The sequence below is a fragment of the Paractinoplanes lichenicola genome (genome assembly GCF_016785085.1).
In the GTDB taxonomy this organism is placed as follows: Bacteria; Actinomycetota; Actinomycetes; order Mycobacteriales; family Micromonosporaceae; genus Actinoplanes; species Actinoplanes lichenicola.
This window is the reverse complement of record NZ_JAENHO010000005.1, coordinates 121,269-133,682: the sequence shown is the minus strand read 5'-3', so window position 1 is coordinate 133,682 and position 12,414 is coordinate 121,269. Positions and strand designations below refer to the sequence as shown.

At 70.8% G+C, this 12,414-nt stretch carries 17 protein-coding genes; 11 read left to right on the top strand and 6 right to left on the bottom strand.

Features of this window, described 5'->3' with window-relative positions; translation table 11 throughout:
• Positions 1-30 precede the first annotated feature (30 nt).
• Positions 31-1,101, top strand: coding sequence for a DUF2786 domain-containing protein (locus JKJ07_RS17960; protein ID WP_202992740.1), 1,071 nt, complete (start codon positions 31-33; stop codon positions 1,099-1,101).
• A 57-nt stretch (positions 1,102-1,158) separates the two neighbouring features.
• Positions 1,159-2,232 carry an MFS transporter gene (locus tag JKJ07_RS17955; protein ID WP_202992739.1) on the top strand — a complete coding sequence of 358 codons (1,074 nt, stop codon included), beginning with the start codon at positions 1,159-1,161 and terminating at the stop codon, positions 2,230-2,232.
• On the opposite strand, the gene dusB is transcribed toward JKJ07_RS17955, so the two are convergent.
• On the bottom strand, positions 2,229-3,347 hold the full coding sequence (gene dusB / locus JKJ07_RS17950; protein WP_202993291.1) for a tRNA dihydrouridine synthase DusB: 1,119 nt from the start codon (positions 3,345-3,347) through the stop codon (positions 2,229-2,231). The genes JKJ07_RS17955 and dusB overlap by 4 nt on opposite strands.
• 55 nt (positions 3,348-3,402) lie before the next feature.
• Between dusB and JKJ07_RS17945 the strand changes: the two genes are divergently transcribed.
• Positions 3,403-3,876, top strand: coding sequence for a hypothetical protein (locus JKJ07_RS17945; RefSeq protein WP_236029303.1), 474 nt, complete (start codon positions 3,403-3,405; stop codon positions 3,874-3,876).
• Between the two features lie 37 nt (positions 3,877-3,913).
• Positions 3,914-4,396 (top strand): XdhC family protein, encoded by a 483-nt coding sequence (locus tag JKJ07_RS17940; RefSeq protein ID WP_202992738.1) that lies wholly within the window; start codon positions 3,914-3,916, stop codon positions 4,394-4,396.
• On the opposite strand, the gene JKJ07_RS17935 is transcribed toward JKJ07_RS17940, so the two are convergent.
• The 3 genes from JKJ07_RS17935 to JKJ07_RS17925 form a co-directional block, all read right to left on the bottom strand.
• A complete protein-coding gene (locus JKJ07_RS17935) occupies positions 4,393-5,775 on the bottom strand; it encodes a glycine--tRNA ligase (RefSeq protein ID WP_202992737.1) in 1,383 nt (460 codons plus the stop codon). The two genes, JKJ07_RS17940 and JKJ07_RS17935, sit on opposite strands and share 4 nt — an antisense overlap.
• A 79-nt stretch (positions 5,776-5,854) precedes the next feature.
• On the bottom strand, positions 5,855-6,349 hold the full coding sequence (locus JKJ07_RS17930) for a hypothetical protein (RefSeq protein WP_202992736.1): 495 nt from the start codon (positions 6,347-6,349) through the stop codon (positions 5,855-5,857).
• A 17-nt stretch (positions 6,350-6,366) separates the two neighbouring features.
• On the bottom strand, positions 6,367-6,708 hold the full coding sequence (locus JKJ07_RS17925; protein WP_202992735.1) for an antibiotic biosynthesis monooxygenase family protein: 342 nt from the start codon (positions 6,706-6,708) through the stop codon (positions 6,367-6,369).
• Positions 6,709-6,742: 34 nt separating this feature from the next.
• On the opposite strand from JKJ07_RS17925, the gene JKJ07_RS17920 reads away from it, so the two are divergent.
• Genes JKJ07_RS17920 through JKJ07_RS17890 form a run of 7 tightly spaced genes read left to right on the top strand, consistent with a single transcriptional unit; the run spans position 6,743 to position 11,009 of the window.
• Positions 6,743-6,994 carry a DUF6703 family protein gene (locus tag JKJ07_RS17920; RefSeq protein WP_307834313.1) on the top strand — a complete coding sequence of 84 codons (252 nt, stop codon included), beginning with the start codon at positions 6,743-6,745 and terminating at the stop codon, positions 6,992-6,994.
• A gap of 54 nt (positions 6,995-7,048) precedes the next feature.
• Positions 7,049-7,972: a metal ABC transporter substrate-binding protein gene (locus tag JKJ07_RS17915; protein WP_202992733.1), complete on the top strand. Its 924-nt coding sequence runs from the start codon at positions 7,049-7,051 to the stop codon at positions 7,970-7,972.
• Positions 7,969-8,748 (top strand): metal ABC transporter ATP-binding protein, encoded by a 780-nt coding sequence (locus tag JKJ07_RS17910; protein WP_202992732.1) that lies wholly within the window; start codon positions 7,969-7,971, stop codon positions 8,746-8,748. Before JKJ07_RS17915 ends, JKJ07_RS17910 begins: the two co-directional genes overlap by 4 nt.
• A gap of 44 nt (positions 8,749-8,792) precedes the next feature.
• Complete coding sequence (locus JKJ07_RS17905) at positions 8,793-9,662, top strand: metal ABC transporter permease (protein ID WP_202993289.1); 870 nt, start codon at positions 8,793-8,795, stop codon at positions 9,660-9,662.
• A 5-nt stretch (positions 9,663-9,667) separates the two neighbouring features.
• Positions 9,668-9,970 (top strand): ArsR/SmtB family transcription factor, encoded by a 303-nt coding sequence (locus JKJ07_RS17900; RefSeq protein ID WP_133872604.1) that lies wholly within the window; start codon positions 9,668-9,670, stop codon positions 9,968-9,970.
• The gene (locus JKJ07_RS17895; RefSeq protein ID WP_438871416.1) at positions 9,967-10,374 is read left to right on the top strand and encodes a Fur family transcriptional regulator; all 408 of its coding nucleotides are present in this window, start codon (positions 9,967-9,969) and stop codon (positions 10,372-10,374) included. Before JKJ07_RS17900 ends, JKJ07_RS17895 begins: the two co-directional genes overlap by 4 nt.
• A 26-nt stretch (positions 10,375-10,400) precedes the next feature.
• Positions 10,401-11,009 (top strand): hypothetical protein, encoded by a 609-nt coding sequence (locus tag JKJ07_RS17890; RefSeq protein ID WP_202992731.1) that lies wholly within the window; start codon positions 10,401-10,403, stop codon positions 11,007-11,009.
• On the opposite strand, the gene JKJ07_RS17885 is transcribed toward JKJ07_RS17890, so the two are convergent.
• Both JKJ07_RS17885 and JKJ07_RS17880 read right to left on the bottom strand, forming a co-directional pair.
• Positions 10,975-11,526, bottom strand: a complete 552-nt coding sequence (locus JKJ07_RS17885) for a DUF6328 family protein (protein WP_202992730.1) — start codon at positions 11,524-11,526, stop codon at positions 10,975-10,977. The genes JKJ07_RS17890 and JKJ07_RS17885 overlap by 35 nt on opposite strands.
• Before the next feature lie 31 nt (positions 11,527-11,557).
• Positions 11,558-12,379: an alpha/beta fold hydrolase gene (locus JKJ07_RS17880; protein ID WP_202992729.1), complete on the bottom strand. Its 822-nt coding sequence runs from the start codon at positions 12,377-12,379 to the stop codon at positions 11,558-11,560.
• Positions 12,380-12,414: the final 35 nt, after the last annotated feature.

Genomic DNA, 12,414 nt, shown 5'->3' with positions numbered 1-12,414 from the left:
CTCCCTTTCCGCGCTCTACTGTTTTTACCTGTGTCAGTGCAGGAGATCGTGCGGGACGTGGCCGGCGGCGCGATCGGATATGAGGCCGGGCTCGACGCGCTGACCGTGGCGCCGGCGGCCGAGGTCGACGCCGCGCTCGGGGCGAGCCTGCGCGACGCGTTCGAGCGGCTCTTCAAGGGCGGGTGGCAGCCGGCCGAGCTGCACCGGGTGGTGGCCCGGCTGGGCGATCCGGTGAAGGCGGCGCTGGTCGCGGACGGCGCCACGGCGTACGGGAAACGCTTTGCCGATGTTGACTCGCGCTGGCAGGAGCAGGTCGCGCGGCTGCCGGGGGCGACCCGACGCCGGCCGGACAGGATCAGCCTGATCGACTCGTCGCTCGGCCTGCTGATCGAGCTGCGGCGGCTGCCGGTGATCGAGGTGCTGATCCCGCCGCCCGGGGCCGTCGCCGACAAATCGGACAACAAGATTCTCGAACGGGTGCGGGCACTGCTGGCCAAGGCGGAGTCGACCGACTTCCCGGCCGAGGCCGAGGCGTATTCGGCCAAGGCCCAGGAGCTGATCGCCCGGCACAGCATCGAGGAGGCCCTGACCAGCGCGGACAGGGCCGAGGTGGTGCCGTTCGCGCGGCGGATCGGCGTGGATCACCCGTACGAGAGTGAGAAGGCGAGCCTGCTCGACGCGGTGGCCCGGGCCAATCACTGCCACACGGTGTGGTCGCCCGAGCTGGGCTTCTCGACGGTGTTCGGCTTCGACGCGGACATCGACGGCGTCGAGCTGCTCTACACGTCGCTGCTGGTGCAGGCGAACCGGGCCATGTCGCGCGACGAGCCGGCCAAGGGCAAGGCGCGGATCAAGGCGTTCCGGCGCAGCTTTTTGGTGGCGTACGCGATCCGGATCGGCGAGCGGCTGGCGCAGGTCACTCGGGAGGCGCTGCAGTCACACTCCGACCTGTTGCCGGTGCTGCGCAACCGCGACGTGCAGGTTCGCGAGGTCATGCAAAAGGCGTTCCCCCGTACGGTTCGAGCCCGCGGAAGCCGGATCGACAGCCTCGAAGGGTGGGAGTCGGGCCGGGCCGCCGCCGACGAGGCCGAATTGGGTTGACGGGCAGGGCAGACTGAGGGCATGTCTCCCCCACGTTGACGCTGAACCTTCTATGCGGTGCGGGCCTGTTCCGAGGCCGTCCCGCTCTACCCGGTGTATGCGCTGCTCTTCGCCGACACCGGTCTTTCCACTGCCCAGGTGTCGTCGCTGTTCGCGATCTGGTCGGTGGTGGCGTTCGCCGCCGAGGTCCCGTCCGGCGCGCTCGCCGACGCCTGGTCCCGCAAGCGGCTGTACGCGCTGGGCGAACTGGTCACCGCGGCCGGCTTCCTGACGTGGCTCCTGTGGCCGTCGTACGCCGGGTTCGCGCTGGGCTTCGTGCTGTGGGGGCTGGGCGGGTCGCTGTCGTCGGGGTCGCTGGAGGCCCTGGTCTACGACGAGCTGGACCAGGCAGATCTTTACGCCCGCCTCATAGGCCGCGCCAACACCATCGCGATCCTGGCCATGCTGGGTGCCACGCTGATCGCCGCCCCGGCCTGGTCCGTCGGCGGGTATGCCCTGGTCGGCGGCTTGAGCGTGGCGTTCAAGCTGGCCGGGGCCGGGCTCGCGCTGCGCCTGCCGGAGACCCGGGCGGCCACCGACGACGAGGATGAGCCCTCCTATTGGACCCTGCTGCGCGGCGGCGTCCGCGAGGCCGTCGGCAACCGGCGCATCGGTCTGGCCGTGCTCGTGGCCGCCCTCGTGCCCGGCTTCACCGCGCTCGACGAATACCTGCCGCTGCTGTCGGCGGACAAGGGCGCCTCGATCGCCCAGGTGCCGCTGCTCTACGCCGTGACCGCCCTGGCCATGGCCGCGGGCAGCGCGCTGGCCGCCCGCAGCTTCCCGTTGCCGGCCGCCCTGACGATCGCCGCTGCCGCGGTCGCCGCGGGCGCGCTGATCCCCCACCTGACCGGCATGCTCGTCGTCTCGGTGGCGTTCGGCCTGCTCGAATACTCGATCATCCGCGCCGAGACCCGCCTGCAGGACACGATCACCGGCCCGGCCCGCAGCACCGTGCTCTCGGTGGCGGGCTTCGGCGGCGAGGTCTTCGCCGTGCTGCTCTACGCGGCCTTCGCCGTCGACCTGCCGCTGGCCACGCTGTTCGCCCTGTGCGCTCTGCCGCTGCTGGCCACGGCCGTGATCGCCCGGCGCTAGCCGCCGCTGTTCTCCATCTCGGCGCCCTCGGGCACGGTGTCGTCGTCGCGGCTCTCGAGCCACCCGTGCGGCAGGGAGACCTTGCCCGGCGCGTTGACCCGCCCGCGCGGCTGACCGAGCTCGCCCACCGGGAACGGCTCGCCCGGGTCGAGCTTGCCCAGCAGATCGTCCAGCTCGGCCAGCGACGCGACCATCGAGAGCCGCCGGCGCAGCTCGCCGCCGACCGGGAAGCCCTTCAAATACCAGGCGATGTGCTTGCGGAAGTCGGCGCAGCCGTGCTTCTCGTCGCCCAGCGCGTCGACCAGCAGCTCCGCGTGCCGCGACATGATCTTGGTGACCTCGCCCAGCACCGGCAGCACCGGCTTGTAGTCGGCGCCCTGCGTGAAGGCGGCCTCCAGGTCGGCGAACAGCCACGGCCGGCCCAGGCAGCCCCGCCCGACCACCACGCCGTCGACCCCGGTGTGCTCGACCATGCGCAGCGCGTCGGAGCCCTCCCAGATGTCGCCGTTGCCCAGCACGGGCACGTCGAGCGCCTGCTTCAGCGCGGCGATCGCGTCCCAGTCGGCCTGCCCCGAATACCGCTGCTCGGCCGTGCGCGCGTGCAGCGCCACCGCGGCCACGCCCGCCTCCTGGGCGATCAAACCCGCTTCCACGTACGTCAGATGGTCGTCGTCGATGCCCTTGCGCATCTTGATGGTGAGCGGAATCCCGTACGGCTTGGCCGCCTCGACCGCCTGCCGGACGATCCGCCCGAACAACTTGCGCCGCCACGGCAACGCCGAGCCCCCGCCGCGCCGGGTCACCTTGGGCACCGGGCACCCGAAGTTGAGGTCGACGTGGTCGGCCAGCCCGTCCTCGCCCACCATCCGCACCGCGGCCGCGGTCACGTCAGGATCGACCCCGTAGAGCTGCAGACTGCGAAAATCCTCGTCCTCGGCGAACGCCACCATCTTGAGCGTCTTGGGAATCCGCTCGACCAGCGCCCGCGTCGTGATCATCTCGCAGACGTAGACACCCCCGCCCTGCTCACGACAGAGGCGCCGGAAGGCCACGTTGGTGATGCCCGCCATCGGGGCGAGCACAACGGGCGGGTTCACGGCATGGTCGCCGAGCATGAGCGGTGCAGTCACGCCCCCCAGCGTAATTGCCAAGGGTCCGTACCCTAAATCCATGGAGGCTCGGAAGACCAGCGCTTGGAGCAGCAACTACGTCGTGACCGATCGTGGTCGCGAGATCACCACGTGGGACAAGTCGACCTGGAAGAGCGGCGGCGAGTTCACGCTCGAGGGCCGCCGGTTCCGGGTCCGGTCCAAGATCTGGGGCAGCAAATACACGATGGTCGACGACTCGGACACTGTCGTCGCCTCGGCCGAGCGCGTGGGCCGCAAACACTGGACGGTCTCGGCCGGCGGCCAGACCTACAACTTCCGCCGCAAGTCCTTCTGGAGCAGCGAGGAAGAGTTCGTGCTGGGCGACACCCGGGTCGGCAGCATCCGCAAGACCAGCTTCTGGGGCGGCACCGTCGAGGTCGAACTGCCCGGCCTGACCCCCCAACTCCAACTCTTCGTCCTGGCCGTGGTCCTCAGCAAATGGGACGCCGAAGCAGCCGCAGCAGCCGCCTCCAGCAGCGGCGGCGGTGGCTGAGCCCGCGCGCGGATCAGAGATCTGGCACAGTCGGGGCATGGGTGATGGTGAGCAGCCCCGGCGCTTAGTGGTCGTGTTCGAGTCGCCGGTGGCCGAGGCCATTCTTCGGCTGACTCCTGACCTCGGGTTTCAGACTGTGCTCGTGGAGCCGGACGCGACGCGGCTGGGTGGGACGCCGCGGGCGCGGGGGGATCGGTTCGTGACGGAGCTGGCGGCGGCCAATCTCGACGAGAACACCGATGTCGTGCTGACCGATCACAATCGGGGCGAGATCGGGGTCGTGTTGAAGCAGGCGCTCGCGGCGCCGACCCGCTATGTGGGGATCATGGGCAACCCCAAGAAGGAAGGGCCGCACGTGGCGGCCCTTCGCTCCCTGGGTGTCGCGGACGAGCAGATCGCCCGGGTGCACCGGCCCATCGGGCTCAACATCCGGGCCCGCACCCCGGCCGAGATCGCCGTGGCGACCCTGGCCGGGCTCATCGCCGACCGGAACGAGCGGCCGGGCGGGTTCGATTTCTAAGAGCAGCCGGGCAGGCGCTTGATCAGGTAGTCCTCGATCTGCGCCAGGCCGACCCGCTCCTGCTTCATCGTGTCGCGGTCGCGGACGGTCACGGCGTCGTCGGTCAGCGTGTCGAAGTCGACCGTGACGCAGAACGGGGTGCCGATCTCGTCCTGCCGGCGGTAGCGGCGGCCGATGGCCTGCGAGTCGTCGAACTCGACGATCCAGCGCTTGCGCAGGTCGGCCGCGAGCCCCTTGGCCTTCGGCGACAGCTCCGGGTTGCGCGAGAGCGGCAGCACCGCGACCTTGACCGGGGCCAGCCGCGGGTCGAACCGCATGACCGTGCGCTTGTCGACGCCGCCCTTGGTGTTCGGGGCCTCGTCCTCGTCGTACGCCTCGAGCAGGAAGGCCAGCACCGCGCGGGTCAGGCCGGCCGCGGGCTCGATCACGTACGGCACCCAGCGCTCCTGCTTCTCCTGGTCGAAGTAGGAGAGGTCGACGCCGGAGTGCTTCGAGTGGGTGGACAGGTCGAAGTCCGTCCGGTTGGCGATGCCCTCGAGCTCGGCGAACTCCGTACCGCCGAACTGGAAGCGGTATTCGATGTCGACCGTGCGCTTCGAGTAGTGCGAGAGCTTCTCTTTCGGGTGCTCGTAGAAGCGCAGGTTCGACTCGGACAGGCCGAGCCCGAGATACCAGTTCCAGCGCTCCTGGAGCCAGTATTCGTGCCACTCCTCGTCCTTGCCGGGCTCGACGAAGAACTCCATCTCCATCTGCTCGAACTCGCGCGTCCGGAAGATGAAGTTGCCCGGGGTGATCTCGTTGCGGAAGCTCTTGCCGATCTGCGCGATGCCGAACGGCGGCTTCTTGCGGGCCGCGGTGGCCACGTTGTTGTAGTTGACGAAGATGCCCTGCGCGGTCTCGGGCCGCAGGTAGTGCAGGCCCTCGGCGCTCTCGGTCGGGCCGAGGTAGGTCTTCATCAGGCCGTTGAACATCTTCGGCTCGGTGAAGGTGCCCTTGTTGCCGCAGTTGGGGCAGTTCAGCTCCTGCAGCGAGGCCGGCAGCGAGCCGTGCTTGGCCTCGTACGCCTCCTCGAGGTGGTCGGCGCGGAACCGCTTGTGGCAGGACTGGCACTCGGTCAGCGGGTCGACGAAGGCGTCGAGGTGACCGGAGGCGGCCCAGACGTCGCGGGCGAGGATGACGGCGGAGTCGAGTCCGACGATGTCGTCCCGCTGCTGGACCATCTGACGCCACCACTGGCGGCGGACGTTCTCCTTCAGCTCCACGCCCAGCGGGCCGTAGTCCCAGGCCGAGCGGGTTCCTCCGTAGATCTCGCTGGAGGGGAAGACGAAGCCCCGGCGCTTGGCCAGGCTGACGACGGAGTCGATACGGTCGGCGGGCATGTTCCTCCTACGCCGGCTGGGTGTCGGCGGGGACGTCGGTGGCGGTGATCACGGGGCGTGATCGGGACAAACAGCGAGATTACTCCCCGACCGAGCACACCTCGAACTGACCCGTCGACGTGTTCTGGTCGAGCTCGGCCTCGAGCTCGTCGACCTGGCCGCCGTCGAGCGTAGCGGTGACCGGCACGATCATGCGGACGGTGTTGAAATCGCCGAGCCGCCACGCGGTGATCCGCTGCTCGCCCTCGACCCGCGTGCGGAACTCGCTCGAGGTCTCGCGCTGCTGCGCATCCTCACAGAGCAGCCCGTACGCCTGGTCGAAACGCTGGTCGCGGAGCGCGGTGAGATAGTCGTCGACGGCGGCGTGCGCCTGCTCGTCGAGCGCGCCCGTGATGGAGGTGCCGAGGCCGATCAGCGCGGCCAGCCCCCCGCCGCAGACAAGCACCAGCACGCCCGCGCCGATGCCCAGACCCCAGCCGAGGCGCTTGCCCTTGCCCTCGACCGGCGGGGCCGGGAACGGCGGCTGGACACCCGGGCCCCGCGGCGGGACCGGAACATGAGGCGCCGTCGTCATGACACCAACAGTAGTCGTCAGCGCCAGGGCTCGGCGGCCCGGTCGCTCTCGGCCACCACGACCTTTCCGCCCGGTTCGGCGCTGGCCAGGGTCTCGAACGCGGACGGCTCGTCGATCGACTCGGACAGCAGCGGGGCGCCGTGGACCTTGACGTCGAAGGCGCCCAGGGCCCGCCGGTAGGCTCCGACGGACTCCCACTCGGTGACCAGGGTCCACACCTGCGGGTCTTCGAGGGCGCGGGTCAGCCGGCCGGAGAGATAGCCGGGGCGGTCGGCCAGGGCGGCCAGCGCGGCGTGCGCCCGGGCGGCGAAGCCGTCCTGCGTGTCCGGCTGTACGTGGAAGCGGTTGAGCACCAACATGCGACGAGGGTACGCAGCGACGAGGAGTGACTTTGTGACACCCGACAACCTGCTCCGGCGCCTGTCCCGGGTGAGCCCGACGGCGGCCTTCGTCATCGCCCTCGTGGTGATGCTGGGCGGCCTCTTCCTGCCCGGCATCGTCGGCGCCGCCCTGCTCTTCGTGCTGGCCGCCGGGCTGGCCGCGCTCACGTTCACGACCTGGCCGGTGCAGTCCGGCTCGACCCGGGTGCTGCGCCTGGTGATCCTGGCCCTGCTGCTGGCGGTCGTGGTGGCGAAGGCCCTGTAGGGCGAACCCATGCGCTTTTGACAATCATTATCATTGTCGGCGACAGTAGGTGGTATGCGCCGCCGTCTCCTGCCTGCCCTGCTCGTGCTGGCCGTCGCCCTCGCGGGCTGCGGTGACCAGGCCGGATCGACGGGAAAGACGGCCGACGGGAAGTTCGAGATCGTCACGGCGTTCTACCCGCTGCAGTTCCTGAGCGAGCGGATCGGAGGCGACGTGGTCAGCGTCACCAACCTCACCAAGCCGGGCGCCGAGCCGCACGACCTCGAGCTCACGCCCCGGCAGGTCGGCGAGGTGGCCGACGCGGGTCTCGCGGTCTATCTCAAGGGCTTCCAGCCGGCCGTCGACGAGGCCATCGACCTGGAGGCCAAGGACAAGGGCTTCGACGCCGCCGCGGTCGTGCCCCTGCTGCCCGCGGGCGGCGCGGACGAGCACGGCCACGAGCACGAGGAGGCCGAGGGCGGCGAGGATCCGCACGTCTGGCTCGACCCCGTACGGCTGGCCACGATCGCCGGGAAGCTGGCCGAGCGGCTCGGGCAGGCCGACCCCGAGCACGCCGCCGGGTACACCGAGCGCGCCAAGGCCCTCGCCGCCGAGCTCACGACGCTGGACACCGAGTTCGCCGACGGCTTGCGGACCTGCGCGCGCCGCGAGCTGGTGACCAGCCACACCGCGTTCGCCTATCTGGCCGCCCGCTACGACCTGCACCAGGTCGGCATCACCGGCATCTCGCCCGAGGCCGAGCCCTCGCCGCAGCGCCTGGCCGCCGTGGCCACCGAGGCCCGCGAGACCGGCACCACCACGATCTACTTCGAGACCCTGGTCAGCCCGGCGGTCGCCGACACCATCGCCCGCGAGGTCGGCGCCAGGACCGCCGTGCTCGACCCGCTCGAGGGGCTCGTCGACCCCAAGGGCGACTACTTCACCGTGATGCGGCAGAACCTGGCCGCGCTCTCCACCGGATTGGGGTGTTCACGATGACTGTCGTGAGCGTGCGTCACGCCGCGGTCGGCTACGACGGCCGCGAGATCCTGCACGACGTCTCGCTGACCGTGCAGGCCGGCGAGGTCGTCGCGATCCTCGGCGCCAACGGCTCCGGCAAGTCCACGCTCATCCGCACGGTCCTGGGGCTGGTGCCGCTGGGCCACGGCGAGATCGACCTGTTCGGCACGCCGCAGCGCAAGTTCCGCGACTGGGCCCGCGTCGGCTACGTGCCGCAGCGGCTCGGCGCGGGCAGCGGGGTGCCCGCCACGGTGGGTGAGGTCGTCGCCTCGGGGCGGCTGGCCCGGCGCGGCATCTTCCGCCCGTCCGGCGCCGCCGACCGCGCCGCCGTGCGCGACGCGCTGACCGCCGTGGGCCTGCTCGACCGGATCAACGACCCGGTGACCACGCTCTCCGGCGGCCAGCAGCAACGCACGCTGATCGCCCGCGCGCTGGCCGGCAAGCCCGATCTGCTGGTGCTCGACGAGCCCACGGCCGGGGTCGACGCGGCCAGCCAGGAGGCGTTCGCCGCCGCGCTGGGCCGGTTCGCGGGCGACGGCGGCACGATCGTGCTGGTCGCGCACGAGCTCGGCCCGCTGCGGCCGCTGATCGACCGGGCCGTCGTGGTGCACGAGGGCCGCGTCGCGCACGAGGGCGTGCCGCCCGAGCCGGCCGGTCACCACGCCGAGCCCGACCACGACCACGTGCACCCGCACGCCGTGCAGCCCTCGGCCGGCATCTGCGTGGCCCCCGCCGACCGGATCGCGGCGAACTGACGCCGTCCTCAGCCCCACCGCCGCCCAAGAAAGGACTGAAGATCATCGATCTGTTCCAGTACGACTTCATGATCCGAGCGCTGCTGGGCGCGCTGATCATCGGCCTGGCCGCGCCCGCGCTCGGCATCTATCTGGTGCAGCGGCGGCTCTCGCTGATCGGCGACGGCATCGGGCACGTGGCGCTGACCGGCGTCGGCGTGGGCCTGCTGCTCAACCAGTCCCCCGTGATCAGCGCGGTGATCGTGGCGGCGATCGGCGCGGTCGGCGTCGAGCTGATCCGCGAGCGCGGCCGCACCTCCGGCGACCTCGCGCTGGCGCTGCTGTTCTACGGCGGCATCGCGGGCGGCGTGGTGCTGGTCGCGCTGTCGAACGACGCCAACAACAACAGCCTGGTGCAATACCTGTTCGGCTCGCTGATCACCACGTCGCCCGCGGACATCGGGGTGATCGCGGTGCTCGGGGCGGCCGTGCTGATCGCGATGCTGGTGTTCCGGCCGGCCCTGTTCGCGGTCTGCAACGACGAGGAGTACGCCCGGGTCAGCGGTCTGCCGGTGCGCGCGCTCAACCTGCTGATGGCGGTGACCACTGCCGTCACGGTGACTATCGCCATGCGTACGGTGGGGCTGTTGCTCGTCTCGGCCCTGATGGTGATCCCGGTGGCCGCGGCGCAGCAGGTGACCCGCGGTTTCCGCACCACCATGGCCGCGGCGATGGCCATCGGCCTGATCGCCGCGGGGATCGGTGTGGTCGTCTCGGCCGAGGCCGACACCCCGCCCGGCGCCACCACAGTGATCATCGCGCTGGCCGTCTTCGTCGCGATCACCGTCGGGGCCGCCGGCTTGCGGCTGGTGCGCCGGCGGGCCCAGCCGCCGCGCGAGGTGGAACCGCCCGACGTCGTTCTGCAGGAGGCCTGAGTCCGATGACGACGACGAGCGGTTACGAGGCGTACGAGTCGGCCGGTGAGCTGCTGCGGGCCCTGTCGGCGCCGATCCGGGTGGCGATCGTGGCAGAGTTGGGGGTGGGCGAGCGCTGCGTCCACGAGTTGGTCGAGAAGCTCGGCGCGCCGCAGCCGCTGGTCTCCCAGCACTTGAGGGTGCTGCGCGGCGCCGGGGTGGTCCGGGGTGCACGACGTGGCCGCGAGATCGCATACTCGCTGGTGGACGATCACGTGGCGCACATCGTCGCCGACGCCGTCAGCCACGCGAGGGAGGTCAGATCGTGAGTGCCGAGCAGAACGTCGCGCAGCGCAACACCAAGCAGCGCTCCGCGGTGAGTGCCGTGCTGTCCGAGGCCGAGGGCTTCTACAGCGCCCAGGAGCTGCACGCCCGGCTGCGCGAGCGGGGTGAGCGGGTGGGCCTGACCACGGTCTATCGCACGCTGCAGGGTCTGGCCGACGCGGGCGAGATCGACGTGATGCGCCCGCCCGGCGGCGAGCATCTCTACCGCCGCTGCAGCCAGGGCCACCACCACCATCTGGTCTGCCGGGAATGCGGCCGGGCGGTCGAGGTCGAGGGCCCGGCGGTCGAGTCGTGGGCCGACAAGGTGGCCAGCCGGCACGGCTATGTGGACGTCTCGCACACGATGGAGATCTTCGGAACCTGCCCGGACTGCGCCGCCAAGCACTAGCTCGTTCCCCGTGGGATTCTGTGCCGGTGAAGCCTTACGCCGACCGGCTGCCCACCGCCGTACGCCAGCTCCTGACCGACATCATCGTGGTCCTGTGGGTCTATCTCTGGGTCCGCGCGGGTCTGTGGGTCAACGACATGGTCGAGAAGCTGGGCGTGCCGGGCGCCAAGCTGGAGAGCGCGGGCGGCGGCATCGCCGACAACCTGACCGACGCCGGCAACAAGGTCGGTGACGTCCCGCTCGTGGGCGATCAGCTGGTCAAGCCGTTCACCGGCGCCGCCGACGCCGCCCGTTCCCTGGCCGAGGCGGGCCGGCAGCAGCAGGACGTCGTCGACACCATGGCGATCGTCGTGGCCCTGATCGCGGTGGCCGTTCCGTTCGCACTCGTGCTCTTCCTCTGGCTCCCGCTGCGGTTGCGCTGGATGCGGCGGGCCGCGGTGGCTTCCGCCGTACGCGATCAGCCCGCCGGACGCGACCTGCTGGCCCTGCGCGCCCTGGCCTCCCAGCCGCTCAACCGCCTGGCCAAGCTGGGCCCCGACATCGCGCAGAGCTGGCGCAACGGCGACGCCACGGCGGTCGACGCGCTGGCCGAGCTGGAGCTCAAGAGGCTCGGGTTGCGGTCTCCCCGGCGGTGACGTCGGCCCCGCTGACCTGCTCGTCCTCCTCCTCGGCGTCGTCGTCGATCCAGTTGTGCCGCAGGAACGGGATGCCCGCCCAGAACGTCAGGAAGAAGGCGGCCGCGATGCCCGCGAAGACGAACGCGATCCACCGGGTCAGGATGAAGTCGAGCACCAGCAGCACGCAGGCGACCATCGACACGAGCAGGAACGCGAGGCCGCCGCTGAGCAGGCGATGGGCGTAGCGCACCAGCTCGGGCTTGCGGCCCTGACGGAACAGCGCCCGGTGGAAGGCGACCGGCCCGATGATCATCGCGGTCGAGGCCGCGGCGGCCAGCAGGGCCACCACGTACGTGTCCTTCTGGAACTGCGAGACCCGGGGGAAACCGCTGCTGAACGGCAGCGTCAGCAGGAAGGCGAACAAGATCTGGATGCCGGTCTGCACGACCCGGAGCTCCTGCAGCAGGTCGCCGAAGTTCCTGTCCCACCGCTGTTTCTCGGTCTCGTGCCCGAGCCGCTTCTTCTCACCCGCCATGACGCTGCCGTTTCCCCTGATTCAACAGAAATCAAACTACGCCTATACGGGAGAGGGCGGCGTCGGCCAGCGCGGCGGACGCCTGCTCCGGCACCCAGTGGCTGACCCCCCGCAGCGCGACCAGCTGATAGTCGGCCTCGACCCAGTCCCGGGTGCGCAGGGCGGCGGTCAGCGAGACCACGCCGTCCTTGTCGCTCCAGACGTACGTGGTGGGCACGCGGATGATGCCGGGACCGCCGGGTGAGCTCCCGGTCGTCGCGCGATACCAGTTCAGGCCGCCGGTGAGCCGGCCCGGATCGGTCTGCATCGACTGGACGTACTTGTCGCCCTTCGCCCCGATCGGCTTGAACATCGCGCGCAGCACGGCGCCGTCACGGGCCAGCAGGAAACGCTCGGCGGCCTGCGACTGAAAGACCTTGAAGTACGCCATCCGCGCCCGCTGCGACGCCCGTACGCGCAGGGCCAGGCCCAGGGCCTTGGGGTGCGGCACCGAGACGGCGGTCAGCGTGCGCACCCGCTCGGGATAGCCGGAGGCCAGCCACCAGCCCACGATCGCGCCCCAGTCGTGCCCGATGACGTGCGCGGACTCGATGCCCAGCGCGTCCAGCACGGCCACCGCGTCGGCCGTCGGCTCGGACAGGCGGTAGGCCCCGACGTCGGCCGGGCGCGCGCCGGGCGACGTGCCGCGCTGATCCACGGCGTACGTGCGTAAGCCTTTGGCGTGCAGCCGCGGCGCGAGCAGGTCGAACTCGCGGTGATCCTGCGGGAAGCCGTGCAGCAGCAGCACCGGCTCGCCGTCGGCCGGGCCGCCCTCGTAGACGTCGAAGGTCAGGCCCCGCGCCTTGATCTCCATGTGATCACTCCCTCGCTGTCCCTTGTCCGCCACCG

Excerpts from the sequence above, each read along its gene's own strand:
- dusB (WP_202993291.1), bottom strand. The coding sequence starts at position 3,347 with ATGCTCGGCGACCATGCCGTGAACCCGCCCGTTGTGCTCGCCCCGATG.
- JKJ07_RS17945 (WP_236029303.1), top strand. The coding sequence starts at position 3,403 with ATGGAGGCTCGGAAGACCAGCGCTTGGAGCAGCAACTACGTCGTGACC.
- JKJ07_RS17940 (WP_202992738.1), top strand. The coding sequence starts at position 3,914 with ATGGGTGATGGTGAGCAGCCCCGGCGCTTAGTGGTCGTGTTCGAGTCG.
- JKJ07_RS17935 (WP_202992737.1), bottom strand. The coding sequence starts at position 5,775 with ATGCCCGCCGACCGTATCGACTCCGTCGTCAGCCTGGCCAAGCGCCGG.
- JKJ07_RS17930 (WP_202992736.1), bottom strand. The coding sequence starts at position 6,349 with ATGACGACGGCGCCTCATGTTCCGGTCCCGCCGCGGGGCCCGGGTGTC.
- JKJ07_RS17925 (WP_202992735.1), bottom strand. The coding sequence starts at position 6,708 with ATGTTGGTGCTCAACCGCTTCCACGTACAGCCGGACACGCAGGACGGC.
- JKJ07_RS17915 (WP_202992733.1), top strand. The coding sequence starts at position 7,049 with ATGCGCCGCCGTCTCCTGCCTGCCCTGCTCGTGCTGGCCGTCGCCCTC.
- JKJ07_RS17910 (WP_202992732.1), top strand. The coding sequence starts at position 7,969 with ATGACTGTCGTGAGCGTGCGTCACGCCGCGGTCGGCTACGACGGCCGC.
- JKJ07_RS17900 (WP_133872604.1), top strand. The coding sequence starts at position 9,668 with ATGACGACGACGAGCGGTTACGAGGCGTACGAGTCGGCCGGTGAGCTG.
- JKJ07_RS17885 (WP_202992730.1), bottom strand. The coding sequence starts at position 11,526 with ATGGCGGGTGAGAAGAAGCGGCTCGGGCACGAGACCGAGAAACAGCGG.
- JKJ07_RS17880 (WP_202992729.1), bottom strand. The coding sequence starts at position 12,379 with ATGGAGATCAAGGCGCGGGGCCTGACCTTCGACGTCTACGAGGGCGGC.